The organism is Endozoicomonas sp. PH6C, assembly GCF_059322965.1.
Map to the genome: position 1 here is coordinate 1,554,580 of NZ_CP185342.1, position 17,815 is coordinate 1,572,394.

Sequence of the window (17,815 nt, forward strand, 5' to 3'; positions counted from 1 at the left end):
ATGTTGGTCTGGCCATTTCAGCGTCTGTTCTGGAAGTTGTTCCTGTGGTTCTGGCTTACCATGTTGTCGATGATGGCTGCCATGGTTATAGCGGTGGCCATAACGGTGAATCCCTCGGATTTTCTGTCAGAACGCAGAGAGCTGTTTCGTGAACTGGAGATCGTTTCCAGAAAAGTCGAACGCATGGCTTCTGGTTGGGCTCCCCACACTCCTTTCCCTCAGTTCAGCGGAAGTTATTTTTACCTTTTTGATCCTGCCGGTGAAGTGATGGGTAGAAGAGCCATTCCGGACGAACTGATGTCCGCTTATGATCGAACCCATGATCGCACTGAGCCTACCATTACTTTCAGAAGTGGAGTGGTAGTTGTAGGCCCCAGGAAAGTCTGGATTGGACGAGTGCCTTATGATCTGTTTCTGACCAAGGAAATGCCCAGATTGGTTCACTGGCGAGTGACCAAAGTGCTTTCTCAGCAATGGCATCTGGTCATCATTGCTCTGGCGGTCAGTTTTCTGCTCTGCATCATGCTGGCGCGCTATCTGGTAGTCCCCATCAGGCGATTGCAGATAACCTCCAGAAAGTTGGCGAAAGGAGAGCTCTCTGCCCGGGTGGAAGCCACTGTTCGACAAAGAGGCGACGAGCTGGGAGAATTTGCCCGCGACTTTGATCACATGGCAGAGCAGTTAGAGACGCTGATCAATAACAAGGAAATCTTACTCAGAAACGTCTCTCATGAGTTACGTTCCCCGTTAACCCGGTTGCAGATTTCTCTGGCGCTGGCTCGAAGAAAAACGCCAGAAGCTGAGGCAGAACATGGGCGTATAGAGAGGGAAATTGAGCGCCTTGATGAGCTGATTGGTGAGATTATTCGTTTCTCCCGTATTCAGCATGGTCTGAGTGAAGTGGCCTGTGAGCAGGTCAATCTGGAGCAGCTTATCAAGGAATTGGTGGATGACGGCAATTTTGAAGCTCAGGCGCGGAATAAAGGTGTTGATCTGATTAAGAGCCAGCCTGTTGAGATTGTTGGAGTGCGTGACTGGCTGAGCAGCGCCGCTGAAAACATCATTCGTAATGCCATCCGATTTACTCCGCAAGGCAGTAACGTTGAAGTGACACTGGAAGAATTTCGGCGAAATGTGATCATCAAAGTACGGGACAAAGGTCCGGGTGTTCCTGAAGAGGTGCTGGAGTCCATGTTCGAACCTTTCTTCAGGGTGGATGAAACCCGAGGCAAGGAGAATGATGGATTTGGACTGGGGACTGCCATAGCAATGGGTGCTATAGCCAATCACGATGGGTCAATCTGCGCCAGAAATGCCCACCCTGGTCTTGAAGTAACGATCAGGATACCTCTGGACAATAAGCGCAAGTTATGACCGGCATCTGCCAGAAATCAGGGAGAACGCCGCAATGAATTGAAGCGCTGTCAAAGCTGAAGACTCCTCGCTCAGCATTTACGTTAGAGACCAGCGCCAGTTGATCAGCGGTATGCGCTTCCAGACAGGAATAGTGAAAAAGTACAGACCTGTTCCGGCCAGGTCAGCCATCAGGTCAGCCAGTGAAAAAAAGCGATATTCCGTTTGTAATTGCAGCAATTCAATGAGAAAGCCGTAGGCCATTAAAGCACTGACTTTCCATAAGTTGAATGGCTGGTTTGGAAAGCTGGCATCCATCAGAAAAGCTAACAGCAGAAAAGCTGCAAGATGTTGAAGCTTATCGTTTACAGCACTGAGGGGGACTTTTTCTATTGGCAATAGGGACAAAACCATAATAGATGCCATGGCCAGCAGGAGGGCAGTCCGGGCCAGTTTTGTGTAATGAGTCTTGAATAATGCTATCAAGCTGTCCTTCCTGTCGATTCCTGAAAATGATCAGATATTTATTTTCTATGACGTTTTGTAAAACCTTTTCGAGCCAGTTTATTGGCGCTGGAACGATTTCTGGTAATACTGTTTTGTTTTAATTGTACCTTTAAAGCATCTGGTATCTCTATCTCGCACCAGTTTCCCGGTTTGAGTTCGTCCAGTGCCCAATCACCTATACGGTATCGTATTAGTCTCAGGGTAGGGTGGCCAACTGCTGCGGTCATGCGTCGAACTTGTCTGTTTCGTCCCTCTCGAATAGTCAGCTCCAACCAGCAGTCAGGGATGAACTTTCTTTCCCTTATGGGCGGTGTCCTTGGCCAGACTGCTGGAGCCTCTATGATTCTGGCTTTTGCAGGAAGTGTCTTGCCGTCTTTGAGCTCAATGCCTTTTCTCAGTTTCTCCAATGCCCGTTCATTGGGTATGCCTTCCACCTGAACCCAGTAGGTTTTATCCATCTTGTGAAGGGGAGAACTGACCTGATGTTGAATCTGTCCATTGTTAGTGAGCAGCACCAGCCCTTCACTATCCCTGTCCAGGCGACCAGCAGGATAAACACCTGGAATGGGCAGGTAATCCTTAAGCGTAGGGCGCCCTTCTGAATCGGTGAATTGAGTCAGTACATTGAAAGGCTTGTTAAACAGAATCAGTCGGGGAGCGGGAGTCTTTTCTGTTTTCTTCTCGGGAGAACCGGGGGGGTGGAGGGGGCGACCTGACATCGGGCTCAGTCTCATTGGCTTTGGCTGATATTATAAAGTGATTGAGACAGAACAAAAGCCCTGAAGTCTAATCTGAATAATGGGCGAGACTCTGCAAACGTTCGACAGGATTACGCTGTTTTGAGTGGTAAGTGCGTGTTCAATCGTCGCAGAGTCAGGCAAAAGGCCTTAACCACCAATCGTTTTCATCAAAACACCTTTCAGGACAAACCCCAGTACACCCAGGCATAAAGCGCCAAAAAGAATAAATGTACCAAACTTTCCCGCTTTCGACTTTTTAGCCAGATCGTAAACAATGAAACCCATGAACAACACCAGAGCTGTCAGGAGGGCTTTCATCATCAGGCTTTCAAAACTGTCTATATCCATACTTCACTCCAGCGAATAGGGCTACTCATTCTATCGCCGGTGAATTCTATGTCTACACTGAAATAAGAAGAACTGGCTGATGTCATCGGAAAGTAAGGTTGAGCTGGAAAGAATACAAAGTGCCAAAGCGATAATGGGCCATTGACTGGTGAGTAAATGGCCGCTTACTTCGCTAAAAGGAGAGAACCCTATGGCCTCCCGTATCAGATTGATTGATGTCACCAAGCTTAAGAAATCGTCCTGGCTTGTTCAGCAGGAATCCGAAGCTGCAGTAAAGACCGCCAAAGCAGGCATTAACCAACAGAAAGACTTTATGGATTCTGTTGGTATGGATAAAAAGAAACTCCGTGAGTTTATCAATAGCGATGCCTGGCCCACCCATTTCAAGCATAAAGCCCGTCAGGAGCTGATCAAGTTCAATGATGAGCTGAAGAGTGACCTTTCTCAAGAAGCATCACTGAAACGAAAAGAACTCAGAATGGCTAATCGACTGCTGAAACCTAAGACAAAATCAGGATCCTCCGGCAGAAGGCATCGGACCGGATTTGTCTGATGGTCCGAACGGAACAGCCGGATCGGGCAGAAAACAGTGTTTTTTTACTGAATATTCATGTGGATGACAGGGGCGGTTTTTCATGGCTACCGTTAATGGAGTTAACAGTAATAATAATGTTAATGTTGTTGATTCTTCCAAGCTCAGTCAGCAGGACTTTGTCTCGGCTGTCTACCTTGAGCGCGGGAACATGCTGGACTCAGAAGTCCGCAGACTTCTCAGTGAGATAGAAACTTCTAATAAGCTATTGGGTAACGTCAATACTCTGATCAACAAATCCAACATAGCCCAGTATGGCACCAGTCAATACAAGCAGACGACCTGGACCACTAACGGTAATAACATTGTACTGGATAATGGTTATGGTATTGCTATTCAGCCGGATGCTAATGGCAAAACTACCTTCACTCTGGTGGATGCTGAAGGCAATCAACTCAATTATCAAAACCAGGCACTGGTGCCGGTTGCCAAGGGCTCCATATCGGATGCCAAACAGGTGGGCATTCCGGTTATGAATGATATGACTATGGTGTTGGATGATGGTACTGAGATTACTTTTCAAACATCTGCTCCCGGAACTCCCTTTGATCCTTCCAATTTGTCAGGAGGTCTCGCGGATATCACCGGAATCACCATCACCAGAGGCAATCAGGGGCTTACAGTAACTGACTTGAATACGGCAAAGCCTGTTATAGGTACACCAAATCTCAATGGCACCGCCCTGGATGCTGCCAGTAACGATGGTTATGTTCTACTTGAGGCGGGTGGGCTTCATTCCTGGGAGTTTGACGGAGTGAATACCAACCAGATGTCTCGTAAGGACCCGAACGATTCCAGTCAAACTCTCAGTGGCTATGCAGCCCGTAAAGTCGCCTTCCAGAATAGTTTTACTAATGAAGTGACTGGTGGTATGCCAGCATTGACTCAGGAAGAGCGTGATGTTCTCAGTAATCTGCTGAAGATCAATTACACTGACGCCAGTGGAAAAGGCCAGCTCACACCAGAGGAATGGGCTTCGCTGAAGACATCACTGAACGCGGCAAAAGAAAATCTGACGGGAAGTAACCAGTTGCAGACTGTCCAGTTGCAGCGTGCGATGACTACTTACAATCAGAACTTTGATACGATGTCGAACTCTCAGAGTAAAATATATACATTGCTGAAAGATATCATCAGTAATTCGAAATGATAAATCACTCAAGACTGATACCAATGTGGCTGATTCCTTCATTCCTGGCCAAAGCCCTGATCTGTTTCATAACATCGGGGCTTTGCTTGCTTCTGCTGATTTGATCCAGCAGTTCTTCAATAAACGCAATCTGTTGCTGATAAAGCTCATGCTGTTCAACATACTGTTGGAGTTCAGTCCCTTTAAGCTCTTCAGCTTCTGTATACTTAACGAATTTACCAATGGTGCTCAGTGAGAGTGTCAAGGCACTGGCTGTCTCTCCAGCATCAGGTTCCATAGCACAGTTAACGGCACATATCGTACTGATAACACTGTCGTAAGCTGGAATGGCGCCAAACATCTCCCACTCATCAAGGTCGGGTACATTCGGCTCAAGCTTCTCCAGAAGACGCTCAAAGTTTTTGGCTGATTGATAGCCTGCGACGTTATCCCAGAGCATATTAAGAGAGTGTCGAACGTCTTCGGGAAGTCCAAACTCTGTCAGTTCGGCAAACAGGGCAAAGTTGGGCCAGCTTCTTTCACAGACAGCAGTTGTGACTGCTACGAGCTTCCAGGCTGGAAGTTTATGCAGTTGACGCAAGAACTGAGCGTATTGTCGATGTGTGTTCAAGGTGAAACCTCAGGCCAGAATATCTGGACAGGGATTCTAACGGGATTATACCGGGAAGGCACTGCTTGGAAGAAGTTCCTGAGTCAGTTAGAGCTTTAGCTACAAATCATAACCCTTTAATTAGATCTGCCATTTGAAGTTAACAGTGAAAGAATCCAGATCATAATCAGAATTGAGCTCAATTGTAGAATTATCGAACATGCAGGTTTCTGCTTTGACGTTACTGCTGAATTGGACCTTACCACAGTCGCCGAATTCGAACTGTGTTTTTTCCTTGATGAAGTCCATGCCTTCTTTGATGGGTCTGGCAACACCAATGTAGTCAAGCCCGAGAAATGCAGCACTGGCGGCAGCCTGTTCGGCCAGCTTTTTGGGATCGCTAACAGCTTTGTATACAAAAGAGCTGACTTTTTTCTGGTTTACTTTGGATTTTTCCCGGATAGACAACTCAGGCATTCTATTGACGTTTTTTGATCGCTTAGTAGTTATGGTGGAGAACGGGTCAATCATCGAAACATCACGAGAGTAGACAGTGCTGTAATGAGGGGACCCTGAAAGATAATGACCTTCCGAGTCCGACAGTGCTACAACCGGGAACAAAGTCATGAAAAAGCACGACCCCCATTTGCAACATGCACTAGAGCTGTTTAAAGATTTGCTTCCATCCATGGTGCTAACCCTTAGTTAGCGCTGAATGCGCTTCCATCCAAATTATATTGCCAGTCTATACGACATGCTGGCAATAGAAAAACCCCTACTATTCAGTTAAGCATGTTCAGGCTGAAGTGCCTTGAATTTCCTGCTCAATATAGCAACATAATATATATGTTTTTTCGTTATTATATTGTGAAATAATTTCTCAGGATGGCCGTGATGAATGGTACAAAAAGAGAAAAACACCTCGTTATCCATTCGTTGTGTATTGGGACCATATAGTTAGTTATATTCCTTCGTATTTATTTCACTTATTACTGGTTTTTTCCTTGAGCTATGAAATCTACAAGAAAACTCTGGTATCTGACCTTATCGGCCACGGGGTTGCTATCTTGACCCTTTTGCAGGCTCTGGGCTGTGAATGACCAATACTATCTGGTCATAATGCCCTGACATTAGGTGACCGAGCGAATGTATTGACTCCAATGGCGATCGTTTTTAACAGCGCACTCAAGTGCACTGTTGAAGGTTTAAATCGCAGAAGGTTTGAAGAGCCAAAAAGGTATGATCCGACTTTATGCTCTGGACATGAATTTGCCTGTCTCTGTATTAATCTTGATGATTTCTCCGGTACTCAGGTATTCTGGAACCTGAACTTCAAGACCGGTAGTCAATCGTGCTGTTTTGGTTCGAGCAGCTGCAGAAGCACCTTTAATCGCGGGAGAGGTATCAATAATTTCCAGAGCGATAGATGACGGTAGTTCAATAGCCAGTAACTGACCATCGACCAAGAGAGCGATCAGTCCTTCCATGCCATCAGACATATAGGGAAGTTGCTCTTGAATGGTGCTTGAGTTAACCAGATATTGGCTGTAGTCCTCACTGTCCATAAAGGTAAATTCATCACCTTCACGATAGAGAAGCGAAACTGTTCGGCGGAGTAAGTCGACATCAGCAAACTGATCGTCACCTGTGCAGGTCATCTCCAGCTTTTGGCCATCGGGAATGGAGCTGAAACGAAACTTGTAGAGGGTTGAGGCACCGCGAGCGGACGGACTCTTGGTTTCCTGCTGTCGAACGATGCAATACTGGTTTTCAATTTGAACAATCTGACCTTTCTTCAGATCTTTGGCATGGGCCATTTGTTTTAACCTCGGTTCAAAGGGGGCAGGCAAATTCTATCACAGGACAGAAATTGCCATCGGCTCGTTAATCATTTGTATATTGGGTCTGAATGTTTGGGCTGAAACGATGTACTAGGGCTTCGTGTCCTGGTAGTTTGTCAGATCAACTGCATCAGATGGGTTGTTATTCTTGGGCTGAGTATCCTCTGAATACTCTGTAGACATGATCAGATTCGAAGTTTGCTGTTCTTCAAGGTTAGTGTATTGCAAATTCACTACCTGCAAGTATTGACCAAGCAAGCGTATATGACCCGGGTAACGCTGAATCCCATCGGGTGTAAATTCAAAACTGAAATCTCTGGCAAGGCGCATCTGACCGTCTGGACTGCGCTTGAAACGTGTAGAATAACGAACCACTGTCCCATCAAGAAGCTGTAAGTTCATTTCCTTGCAGGCACGTCTGCCATGCATGATCGCGATCTCTCTTGCTTTTGTTGTATCAGCCCAGTACCAGGCAAAAGCTGCTACAAGTAGCATCCAGATGATAATATTCATAGGGGCATTTTATAGCCAAGCAAGATAGAAAAGCTATGTCTCAAGCGTTTCTTTACAAGTTGTGGCGTTTTTCTGAGTAATAAACCAGAAATCAGTTCAGATGTCTTGGATTGCTGGCTTTACCAATGGGCTTTCCATCACGGTCAATGATCTTTTCTCTGGGGTCGACTCTGTAAATTCTTCTGAAGTATTCCGCCGTCAGGGCTTTCTGATCAGCAAACTGCTTGATGTCTACGCCAACCCGTTTGAGATATTCAAGCATAAAAATGGTGTCGGGCACGTTAGCCTCCAACTATTGGCTCCATAAAGTGACTCTCTACTATCCAGATCATCCATTCCGGGTTCTGGTCGAACAAAGGTCTCACTGAAATTCGAAACCAGAATAGCAGCAATATGTTTCGTTTCTTTGACTTGGTACGTGCTTTCTCCAATCTTTAAAGCCTCCTTATTGTTTCTATTGACTAACCTCTGGGAGTCTTTTTCCTCTTCGCTTGCGGTGAGGCAGTTGATTGCTTGAAAATTTCTGGAGTTGGTGATTTTATTTGTAGTGTTAGTTTTTTTGGTTGAATATTCTGAAAAAAATTTCAAATAAAAATAATTCACTAAACCGAAGGCCTTATACTAGTTTATAAGCGTAGATAAAGCTTGGGCCGGGGGAATATATGCTGGTAGGTGTGCCGAAAGAAATAAAAAATCATGAGTATCGAGTCGGGTTAACACCCGCTGCAGTTAAGGAACTCGTGGCACAGGGACATGAAGTTATGGTTGAAATGAATGCCGGAGCAGGTATTGGTTTCACCGATGATTGTTATGAGAATGCTGGAGCTACTATTGTTAAAAGTGCCGAGGCAGTTTTCAAAAAGGCTGAGCTGATTGTTAAGGTCAAGGAACCTCAGGCTATTGAAAGAGCAAGGCTGCGTCCTCACCATACTCTCTTTACTTACCTTCATCTGGCGCCAGACGTTCCTCAAACTCAGGATCTGATTGAATCAGGAGCTACCTGCATTGCTTATGAGACTGTAACAGATGCTAATGGTCGTCTGCCTTTGCTGGCACCTATGTCAGAAGTCGCTGGTCGTATGTCTATTCAGGCTGGCGCCCACTGTCTCGAGAAGTCCCAGTCAGGTCGTGGCGTACTCATGGGCGGTGTTCCGGGTGTAGATCCTGCGAAGGTTGTCATTATCGGTGGCGGTGTTGTTGGTCAAAATGCTGCAGCTATGGCTGTTGGCATGGGGGCAGACGTTGTTATTCTGGATCGCTCTGTGGACACTCTCAGACAGCTTGACGCCCGCTATGGCAACCGTATTAAAACCGTGTTTTCTACTCATCATTCTATTGAAGAGCATGTACTGACAGCTGATCTGCTGGTAGGCGGAGTTCTGCTGCCAGGTGCTGCCGCACCCAAATTGGTGACCAGAGCTCTTGTCAGCAGAATGAAGCGTGGCTCTGTTATTGTTGATGTTGCTATTGATCAGGGTGGTTGTGTTGAAACGTCCAGACCCACCACCCATGATGATCCTACCTTCATCGTGGATGGTGTTGTTCACTACTGTGTGGCCAACATGCCAGGTGCCGTGGCAAGAACTTCTACAGTGGCACTGACAAATGCAACGCTGCCATATGTTCTGGACATTGCCAATAAGGGGACTCGTAAAGCTCTTGAGGATAATTCACACCTGCTGGAAGGTCTTAACGTCTGCAAAGGCATAGTGACCTGTGAGAGCGTTGCTCAGGTACAAAACCTGACCTACGGATCTGCTGCTGAAATGCTGTCTGAAATCTGATTTAAGGTTATCTGAACCGAAAACTCTGGTTTGCTTTTGGAAGCCAGAGTTTTTTGTTTTTAATTCTTGAGAGATGGTCCGGCGAGCAGGATACTCTGTTGGGTAGCTCGTTACTTAACGGTGAATAGATATTCACACACAGGTTGATTGATTTTGGGTTGGATTCGGGTTTGATTAATTGGCAATGGTCCAGGTTTGAAGAACTTACCGGGCAGGAAGTATATAGCATTCTTAAAGCCCGTCAGGATGTCTTTATCGTTGAGCAGGATTGCCCTTATCACGATGCGGATGGGGTTGATCAAAGGTGTCTGCACTTATCAGGCTGGAGGGAAGGTGAAAATAATCTTGCGGCCTATCTGAGGATTATACCCCCATCCTCCCCCGAATCTGTTGTGGCTATTGGTCGTGTTATCACTACATACTCTTACCGTGGTGGCGGGTTGGGCAAAGAGTTGATGAAACGAGCGGTAGAAAAAGCCACCGAACTCTTTCCTGAGTATGATCTTTATCTCAGTGGTCAGGCTCACCTTCAAACATTTTATGGCGCTTATGGCTTTAAAGCTGAAGGTGACATCTATGAGGAAGATGGTATCCCCCATATTGCTATGTTTTTAAGAAGATCTTGATGACCGGCGGCTCCTGTTGTCTCTGACAACTGATTCTGCTGTGTGCCAGCTTCTAATGTTCAGTGGCTATTCATTTCATGGTAGGAATGACAAACTCTGCGCCTGGTCTGATTCCGATTGGCCAACGAGAAGTAATAGCTTTGCGACGTGTATAAAACTTCACACCTTCCACGCCGTGCATATGCAGTGGACCAAACAGAGACCGCTTCCAGCCGCCAAAGCTGTGGAATGACATTGGGACTGGAATGGGTACATTAATACCGACCATGCCGATCTGGATGTCATGGGCAAACTGTCGGGCACTGTTGCCATCACGAGTGAATATGGCAGCACCGTTGCCGTATTCATGATCATTGATCAGGGTGACCGCTGTCTCATAATCAGGCACTCGTACTATCGACAGTACCGGTCCGAATATCTCTTCCCGGTAAATGGACATATCGGTGGTAACATTGTCGAACAGGCAGCCGCCCAGAAAGTAACCCTCTTCGTGGCCCTCAACGGAAAAATTTCTGCCGTCCACGACCAGTTTGGCACCCTGGGCAATACCGGCATCCACATAACCTGATACCTTGCTGCGGTGCTCCTGGCTGATGAGTGGACCCAGTTCAATACCAGACATCAGACCGTTACCCACCTTCAAGGCTTTCACTCTCGGAGTCAGGCGTTCAATCAGTGCATCCGCTACATCACCCACAGCAACTGCAACAGAAATAGCCATACAGCGTTCGCCCGCAGAACCATAGGCAGCACCTATCAGTGCGTCAACGGCCTGATCAAGATCAGCATCTGGCATAATAACCATGTGGTTTTTGGCTCCACCCAGAGCCTGAACGCGCTTTCCGTGGTGGCAGCCTTTCTGATAGATATACTCAGCAACAGCTGTAGAGCCAACAAAACTGACGGCCTGAACATCCCTTGAGGCGAGGATAGTATCAACAGCTTCCTTATCACCATTGACCACATTCAAAACACCATCGGGAAGACCGGCTTCTTTCATCAACTCGGCCAGACGGAAAGGAACTGAGGGGTCTTTTTCTGAAGGTTTGAGAATAAACGTGTTACCGCAGGCAATGGCCAGGGGGAACATCCACATGGGAACCATGGCCGGGAAGTTAAAAGGTGTGATTCCGGCCACTACGCCCAAGGGTTGGCTGACGGACCAGGCATCCACATCTGTTCCCACATTTTCTGTGTATTCCCCTTTCAGCAGGTGAGGAATACCACAAGCGAATTCTACGACTTCCAATCCACGGGTAATATCGCCATGAGCATCTTCCAGAACTTTTCCATGTTCTCTGGTCAGCATTTCAGCCAGCTCATTACGGTGTTTTTCAACCAGTTCCCTGTATTTGAAGAGAAGTCTTGCACGATTTAGTGGGGTGACATTTCGCCATTGTTCAAAAGCCTGTTTGGCTGTGGCTATAGCAACCTCGACCTCCATGGCACTGGCCAGAGAAACAGAAGCTTCCTGCTGTCCGGTAGCAGGGTTAAAAACGGGTAACTGTCGTGCGCTGGGTGCAGAGGGCAAGCCGGCGATGAAATGGTTGATTTGAGCACTCATGTCAGGGCTCCTTACAGTTCATTACTTTTATTGTTCAGAGTGAAACCATTACCTTTTTAAGGTTACGGGAATTCAGTCTCCGTATGAAGAGGCTGTCGCAAAACTCCAACAACTCCTTTGACTCAAGGACTTCTGGATTACGGCTGAGTGCAGTTATTCTGTGAACCTGCTCAAATGGTTGTTGAGCAGGTTGACTTGAATAGTGGCAAAATAAGGCATTGGAGCAACCTTTCGGAAATATTCTGTAAATAGAATAGATCCAGCTTTCAGAATGTGAGAGTGTTTTTATTCACTAGACTTCATGGAGGGCTGTCTATTCTCGAGCCCCGGGCTGAAATGTCTGAATGTCTTGAAGACCCCTTAAGTTTTCTTTCAGAGCTGGCATTTCATAATTAAGAAGAACAAGGGAGGGAGTGTGCTATGTCGCTGCCGATCAATAGACTTGTGAAGGATCATGAGCACCTTTTGCGGCTGCTCGATTGTTTGGATCACGCCGGAGACAAAGATGACAGCCCCTTAATCCTGAAGTTCTGGTCGTTTTCGGAAATACTCCAAAGCTTTCGGGTTCGCCAGGGCTTCGATATTGGCAACTGGTTTGTCATGGACAACATCCCTAACGGCCAGCTCAACAATCTTGCCATTGATGGTCCTGGGAATATCCGGTGTCTGTAGTACAACCGCAGGCACATGACGGGGCGTTGTATTGTCTCGAATGGCCTTTTTAATTTCGTGGATAAGTTCGTCATCCAGTGTGGCACCATCTCGTAACTTAACAAATAGAACAACCCTGATATCGCCTTTCCACTCCTGACCAATGGCAATGCTCTCAAGCACCTGCTCTACCCTTTCAACCTGTCGGTAAATTTCCGCAGTCCCGATTCTTACGCCACCCGGATTCAGGACAGCATCTGCCCGACCGTGAATGATCACCCCTTTATTTTCTGTCAGTTCACCAAAGTCTCCATGAGCCCAGACCCCAGGGAACTGGCTGAAATAGGCTTTATGATAGTTTTTATTTTCGGGATCATTCCAGAATCCAATGGGCATGGATGGGAAACTGCTCTGACAGGTCAGTTCACCCTTTTCTTCCAACAGAGGCTTGCCTTCAGGGCTGACAAACTGAACGTCCATTCCCAGTCCGCGGCACTGAATCTCCCCTTTATTAACCGGTAAGGCAGGGCAGCCCAAAGCAAAGCAGGAGATGATATCGGTGCCACCAGAAATAGAAGATAGGCAGAGATCCTTTTTGATGTGCCGGTATACATAATCAAAGCTCTCGTGAAGCAGAGGAGAGCCCGTAGACAGAAGAGTCTTCAGCTTTGGTAAAGAGTGAGATTCAGCCGGCTTAACCCCGGCCTTTTCCAATGCTGCAATGTATTTTGCACTGGTGCCGAAAACAGTAATGCCCTCTTCTTCCGCAATATCTATAAGACTTCGCGGCTCTGGGTAGAAAGGGGAACCATCATAAAGAACGACAGTGGTTCCCAAAGCAAGAGAGGAAACCAGCCAGTTCCACATCATCCAGCCGCAAGTAGAGAAGTAGAAGATAATGTCTTCGGATTTTAAATTCGTGTGTAAAGACAATTCCTTCAGGTGTTGCAGAAGGGTTCCACCATGTCCATGCACGATGCACTTTGGGGCTCCGGTCGTGCCGGAAGAGTACATAATGAACAAAGGATGATTAAAGTCCACCGCTACAAACTCAGGTGTATCAATATCTTGAATAATAAAATCGTCGTATAAGACCGATGAGGTTCGGGAACTGATATCGGCATCACCGCTCAGGAATGGCACAATGACGGTTTGTTCGATAGAAGGGATCTGTGCCTGAAGGGATTGAACCTTTTCCAGACACTGAATCGGCTTACCATTATAAAAATAGCCATCAATGCTGAGCAGTACTTTTGGTGTGATTTGCCCAAAACGGTCCAGAACGCCCTGAATACCAAAGTCTGGCGAACAGGACGACCAGATAGCTCCCAGGGCGGTAGTAGCCAGCATCATGATCAGGGCTTCAGGGCAGTTGGGCATAAAAGCTGCCACCCTGTCTCCTTTGCTGACCCCTGCCGCTTTCAGTCCTGCCTGAGCTGCCGCGACCGCTTTAGTCAGTTCGCCACAACTCAAGGTGGTACGGTGGCCGTCTTCGCGTCTGAAAACCAGCGCATCTTTTGTAGCCTTCTCAGCATCTTTGCCATGTCGCAGCATGTGTTCTGCATAGTTGAGAGTCGAGTCCGGGAACCACTCTGCTCCCGGCATTTGATCATGGTTGCAGATGGCAGAGGGTAGGGTGTGAAATTGAATATCGACAAATTTTGCCAGGTTTTCCCAGAAAGCATAACGATCGCTGACACTCCAGTCATAGAGGGAGTGGTAGTCAGTCAGTTTCTGAACGTTGCTTTCATTGACAGACTGAATGAATTTATGAAGATTTGATGATTGAATCCGGCTCTCGTCAGGTGTCCAGAGCTGTGTCATATGCGATCCTGTTTTATTCTTTCCAAAGCCAGTCCAGTGTTCGAGTGAGAACGAATACCCAGTTGATGACAGATGAAGGCAGCGGCCTTCAAAAGCTTGTCCATCTGCACGCCGGTTTTGATGTTCAGACCTTCCATCAGATAGAGCACATCTTCAGTCGCAATATTGCCAGAGGCTCCCGGTGCATAGGGGCAGCCACCCAGACCTGCAACCGCCGAATCTACTACCGCCAGACCTTCCTCAAGAGATGCGTAAATATTGGCTAATGCCTGTCCGTAAGTATTGTGATAGTGAGCAGCAAGGTGTTTGATAGACACTTCACGACAACAGGCTTCCAGAACTCTTTTAACCCGAAGAGGTGTTCCTGTGCCCAGGGTATCTCCAAGGGATACTTCGTAACATCCCATTTGATAGAGCGCTTTAGTCACTTCAGCCACTTGCCGAGGTGAGGTTGCACCATCATAAGGACAACTGATAATGCAAGAAACATAGCCTCTGACGGGCATATTATTCTGTCTGGCCAACTCCATAACCGGTTCAAAACGTTTAAGGCTCTCGGCAATGGAGCAGTTAATGTTTTTTTGACTGAAACCTTCGGAAGCTGAGGCAAACACTGCGGTCTGGTCCGCTCCTGCTTTCAGGGCATCTTCAATCCCCATGAGGTTGGGGGTCAAAGCCGTGTAAACAACGTTACTTTGTCGCTTAATGGTCTGGAATACCTGATCCGAGTTCGCCATCTGGGGAACATACCTGGAGGAAACGAAACTGCCTGTTTCTATGTGCTCAAGACCGGACTGAGACAGTAAGTTGACCAGTTCTACTCGTGTTTCCAAAGACGCTGGTGTTGGCAAATTCTGAAGCCCGTCACGGGGTCCAACTTCAACAATGCGGACAGATTCAGGCAGCATTTTCGTTGTCCTTTGTACCCTTGCTCAAGGTTTCCTGAAAACTCATGAGTGACGAACCAGCGTCCACTCTGTCGCCTTCCTTGTAAAAGATCGACTCAATCATTCCGCCGCAGGGAGCATGAATGGTATGTTCCATTTTCATGGCTTCCATAACCAGTAAAGGGGCTCCGGCACTGACCTGCTGTCCCTCTGAGACCATGACAGAGCTGACGGTTCCGTTCATTGGCGCCGACATGGCTTCAGAACCATCGTGAGCGGTCAGGCACTGTCCTGAAAGACACAGCTCGACACTGAAGTGCGGGAAGAATATTTTCAGCCTGGCTTCCGGTAGGGGAAGCACACGACATTGTGATGTTAATTGTGTCGAAGAGAACTCTGTGTGATCGCCAATCAACAGTTGTCCCGACAAACAACCAGACTCTGCCTCATACCAGTGAATATCAGCCTGACAATAGCTATCAGGCAGACTCACCCTGAATCCTTCAGACACTTTTTCCAGTGAAATCAGATAGGGTTGTTGGTTCAGAAAAAGAGTCATTTGAGACGGTGCTGAAGCAGCCGGTAACGACCCCTCGTATTGAGATTGATGGAATTGATAAAGGGCTCCTGCAATCAACGACATTCTTAGTTGATCATGATCCAGCTCTGTCTGAGGTGGATGTTGATCAATAAAATGCGTGGATAATTCAGCTTCTCTGAAAGCGGGCTCATTGACCAGATGCATCAGAAAATCACGGTTATCACTTAAGCCAGCCTGTTGATAGTCAGACAAAGCCCGGGACATTTTATCAATAGCAGATTCACGATCTTCAGCCCAGACCACCAGTTTTGCCAGCATCGGGTCATAGTGGCTGGAGATATAATCGCCCTGTTGTACACCCGTATCGATGCGGACGTGATCCACTGCCTGAGGCCATTGCAAGTCCATGATTTTCCCTGAAGAGGGTAAAAAGTCATGATCGGGGCTTTCGGCATAAATGCGAGCTTCAAGGGCATGACCATGACATTGCAGCTGATCCTGAGTCAGAGGTAAGGATGCACCTGCGGCAATAGCCAGTTGCCATTCAACCAGATCCTGTCCGGTAATAGCCTCAGTGACCGGGTGCTCGACCTGAAGTCGTGTATTCATTTCCATGAAATAGAAGCGTTCACCGTCAACCAGGAACTCAACTGTACCGGCTCCGCGATACTGTATAGCCTTACCCGCTGAGACTGCTGCCTCTCCCATACTTTTTCGCATGGCATCGGAAAGGTCAGGAGCGGGGGCTTCTTCGATGACTTTCTGATGACGTCGCTGCAAGGAGCAGTCACGGTCGAAGAGATAAACACCTTCATTGTTATGATCGAAAAAGATCTGAACTTCTACATGGCGAGGTTGGGTGATATACGACTCCAGAAGTAAGTGGTCATCGGCAAAACTTTTCAGGGCCTCTCTTCGGGCCGCCTGAAGGCCTTCCTGTAACTGGTCGTGATGCTCAATAATTCTCATCCCCTTGCCGCCACCACCCAGTGCGGCTTTGACCATCAGGGGGTAACCGATACGCTCCGCCTCCAGGATTAGGGTTTCATCAGACTGATCGGAACCGTGGTAACCGGGACAAATAGGAACACCGGCTTTTTCCATCAGGGTTTTGGCTTCACTTTTTGAACCCATTGCTCTGATGGCTTCGTGCCCGGGTCCAATGAAGTGAATACCGGCGTCATGACAGGCGAGGGCAAAGTCGGCATTCTCAGACAGAAAACCATAGCCGGGATGCACTGCCTGGGCACCGGATTGTTTTGCTACTTCAATCAGTTTGTCGCTGCACAGGTAGCTTTTCTGTGCAGCTGAAGGGCCAATATAATAAGCCTCATCGGCCAGGGTTTTGTGAAGGGCCTGGTAATCCGCATCAGAGTAGACTGCGACTGTTCTGACTCCCAGTTTTCTGGCGGTTCTTATTACCCTGCAGGCGATTTCACCCCGGTTGGCAATGAGGATTTTATGGAAATGCTTTACATTCTGGAGACTGTTGTCCGAGTTCATGGCGCTATTCTTGCTCATGGCTGACTCCATGAAGGTTTGCGTTTTTCAAGGAATGATGCCAGACCTTCCTGACCTTCCGGAGAAACTCTGATCCGGGCTATCTCCCGGCAAGCCAGTTCAACAAATTCATCATCAATCGGCTTGTTATGAACACTGTGCAACATGCTTTTTGCCAATCGGGTCGCTGCCGGAGCATTCCCCAGAAGCTGTTGGGTCAGTTCATCGGCTTTGGTATCAAGTTCTGATTCAGGCACCAGTTCATGCAGCAATTCCAGCTCAAGCGCTTTTTCTCCGGAAAAGACTTCCGCACTGAGGAAGTAACGACGAGCCTGACGGGTGCCAATGGCCTGTACAACGTATGCGCTGATGACGGCTGGAATCAGGCCAATCCTGACCTCACTCAGGCTGAATCGGGTGTTGTCGGCGCCAACTGCGATATCACAGGCACAAATCAGTCCTATGGCACCACCGAATGCAGCACCCTGAACCACCGCCATAGTTGGTGCAGGAAAGTGATTCAGGGTGTAGAGCAGTTCTGATAGTGTGCGTGCGTCGTCGTAGTTTTCCTGCTCACTGAGATGAATGGCGTTCTTCATCCAGTTAAGGTCACCTCCGGCAGAAAAATGTTTGCCGGAGCCCCTCAGTTGCAGGAGTCGAGTCTCTTCGCCAGACAGCTGTTTCAGGGCATCAATCAGTTCGCTGATCAGTTCGGCATTAAAGGCATTGCCCACTTCCGGACGATTCATGGTAATGGTGGCAACACCATTGCCGCTGGTTTCGATAATGAGAGAGTTGCTCATGG

The 17,815-nt window shown here is 47.5% G+C and carries 18 protein-coding genes; 5 read left to right on the forward strand and 13 right to left on the reverse strand.

Features of this window, described 5'->3' with window-relative positions:
* On the forward strand, nucleotides 1–1,374 hold the full coding sequence (locus ACOMG9_RS06155; protein WP_494529948.1) for an ATP-binding protein: 1,374 nt from the start codon (nucleotides 1–3) through the stop codon (nucleotides 1,372–1,374).
* 78 nt (nucleotides 1,375–1,452) lie between these two features.
* Here the strand turns inward: ACOMG9_RS06155 and ACOMG9_RS06160 are convergent, their stop codons facing one another.
* From ACOMG9_RS06160 to ACOMG9_RS06170, 3 genes are all read right to left on the reverse strand, one after another.
* Entirely contained in the window at nucleotides 1,453–1,839 is a 387-nt protein-coding gene (locus tag ACOMG9_RS06160) for a VanZ family protein (RefSeq protein WP_448216197.1), read from the reverse strand.
* 38 nt (nucleotides 1,840–1,877) lie between these two features.
* Entirely contained in the window at nucleotides 1,878–2,579 is a 702-nt protein-coding gene (locus ACOMG9_RS06165; protein ID WP_448216198.1) for a pseudouridine synthase, read from the reverse strand.
* Between the two features lie 168 nt (nucleotides 2,580–2,747).
* On the reverse strand, nucleotides 2,748–2,948 hold the full coding sequence (locus ACOMG9_RS06170; protein ID WP_422132847.1) for a DUF2788 domain-containing protein: 201 nt from the start codon (nucleotides 2,946–2,948) through the stop codon (nucleotides 2,748–2,750).
* 190 nt (nucleotides 2,949–3,138) lie between these two features.
* Between ACOMG9_RS06170 and ACOMG9_RS06175 the strand changes: the two genes are divergently transcribed.
* Nucleotides 3,139–3,501, forward strand: coding sequence for a hypothetical protein (locus ACOMG9_RS06175; protein ID WP_422132848.1), 363 nt, complete (start codon nucleotides 3,139–3,141; stop codon nucleotides 3,499–3,501).
* An 82-nt stretch (nucleotides 3,502–3,583) separates the two neighbouring features.
* Nucleotides 3,584–4,690: a hypothetical protein gene (locus ACOMG9_RS06180; protein ID WP_422132849.1), complete on the forward strand. Its 1,107-nt coding sequence runs from the start codon at nucleotides 3,584–3,586 to the stop codon at nucleotides 4,688–4,690.
* 4 nt (nucleotides 4,691–4,694) lie between these two features.
* On the opposite strand, the gene ACOMG9_RS06185 is transcribed toward ACOMG9_RS06180, so the two are convergent.
* The 5 genes from ACOMG9_RS06185 to ACOMG9_RS06205 form a co-directional block, all read right to left on the reverse strand.
* Entirely contained in the window at nucleotides 4,695–5,300 is a 606-nt protein-coding gene (locus ACOMG9_RS06185) for a DUF416 family protein (RefSeq protein ID WP_448216199.1), read from the reverse strand.
* Between the two features lie 120 nt (nucleotides 5,301–5,420).
* Nucleotides 5,421–5,906: a hypothetical protein gene (locus tag ACOMG9_RS06190; protein ID WP_422132851.1), complete on the reverse strand. Its 486-nt coding sequence runs from the start codon at nucleotides 5,904–5,906 to the stop codon at nucleotides 5,421–5,423.
* A 623-nt stretch (nucleotides 5,907–6,529) separates the two neighbouring features.
* A complete protein-coding gene (efpL, locus tag ACOMG9_RS06195; protein ID WP_422132852.1) occupies nucleotides 6,530–7,096 on the reverse strand; it encodes an elongation factor P-like protein EfpL in 567 nt (188 codons plus the stop codon).
* 114 nt (nucleotides 7,097–7,210) lie between these two features.
* Nucleotides 7,211–7,633, reverse strand: a complete 423-nt coding sequence (locus ACOMG9_RS06200) for a DUF3301 domain-containing protein (protein ID WP_494529949.1) — start codon at nucleotides 7,631–7,633, stop codon at nucleotides 7,211–7,213.
* Between the two features lie 91 nt (nucleotides 7,634–7,724).
* Nucleotides 7,725–7,913, reverse strand: a complete 189-nt coding sequence (locus tag ACOMG9_RS06205; protein ID WP_494529950.1) for a hypothetical protein — start codon at nucleotides 7,911–7,913, stop codon at nucleotides 7,725–7,727.
* Nucleotides 7,914–8,295: 382 nt separating this feature from the next.
* On the opposite strand from ACOMG9_RS06205, the gene ald reads away from it, so the two are divergent.
* Both ald and ACOMG9_RS06215 read left to right on the forward strand, forming a co-directional pair.
* Complete coding sequence (gene ald / locus ACOMG9_RS06210; RefSeq protein ID WP_494529951.1) at nucleotides 8,296–9,417, forward strand: alanine dehydrogenase; 1,122 nt, start codon at nucleotides 8,296–8,298, stop codon at nucleotides 9,415–9,417.
* Nucleotides 9,418–9,587: 170 nt separating this feature from the next.
* A complete protein-coding gene (locus tag ACOMG9_RS06215) occupies nucleotides 9,588–10,043 on the forward strand; it encodes a GNAT family N-acetyltransferase (protein WP_422132856.1) in 456 nt (151 codons plus the stop codon).
* Nucleotides 10,044–10,113: 70 nt separating this feature from the next.
* Here the strand turns inward: ACOMG9_RS06215 and ACOMG9_RS06220 are convergent, their stop codons facing one another.
* The 5 genes from ACOMG9_RS06220 to ACOMG9_RS06240 form a co-directional block, all read right to left on the reverse strand.
* On the reverse strand, nucleotides 10,114–11,607 hold the full coding sequence (locus ACOMG9_RS06220; protein WP_494529952.1) for a CoA-acylating methylmalonate-semialdehyde dehydrogenase: 1,494 nt from the start codon (nucleotides 11,605–11,607) through the stop codon (nucleotides 10,114–10,116).
* Between the two features lie 516 nt (nucleotides 11,608–12,123).
* Nucleotides 12,124–14,082 carry an acetoacetate--CoA ligase gene (locus tag ACOMG9_RS06225; RefSeq protein ID WP_448216205.1) on the reverse strand — a complete coding sequence of 653 codons (1,959 nt, stop codon included), beginning with the start codon at nucleotides 14,080–14,082 and terminating at the stop codon, nucleotides 12,124–12,126.
* Nucleotides 14,079–14,990: a hydroxymethylglutaryl-CoA lyase gene (locus ACOMG9_RS06230; protein WP_448216206.1), complete on the reverse strand. Its 912-nt coding sequence runs from the start codon at nucleotides 14,988–14,990 to the stop codon at nucleotides 14,079–14,081. The genes ACOMG9_RS06225 and ACOMG9_RS06230 overlap by 4 nt, the downstream gene beginning before the upstream one ends.
* Complete coding sequence (locus ACOMG9_RS06235) at nucleotides 14,980–17,031, reverse strand: acetyl/propionyl/methylcrotonyl-CoA carboxylase subunit alpha (protein ID WP_448216207.1); 2,052 nt, start codon at nucleotides 17,029–17,031, stop codon at nucleotides 14,980–14,982. The genes ACOMG9_RS06230 and ACOMG9_RS06235 overlap by 11 nt, the downstream gene beginning before the upstream one ends.
* Nucleotides 17,028–17,813: an enoyl-CoA hydratase-related protein gene (locus ACOMG9_RS06240; protein WP_448216208.1), complete on the reverse strand. Its 786-nt coding sequence runs from the start codon at nucleotides 17,811–17,813 to the stop codon at nucleotides 17,028–17,030. The genes ACOMG9_RS06235 and ACOMG9_RS06240 overlap by 4 nt, the downstream gene beginning before the upstream one ends.
* Nucleotides 17,814–17,815 lie beyond the last annotated feature (2 nt).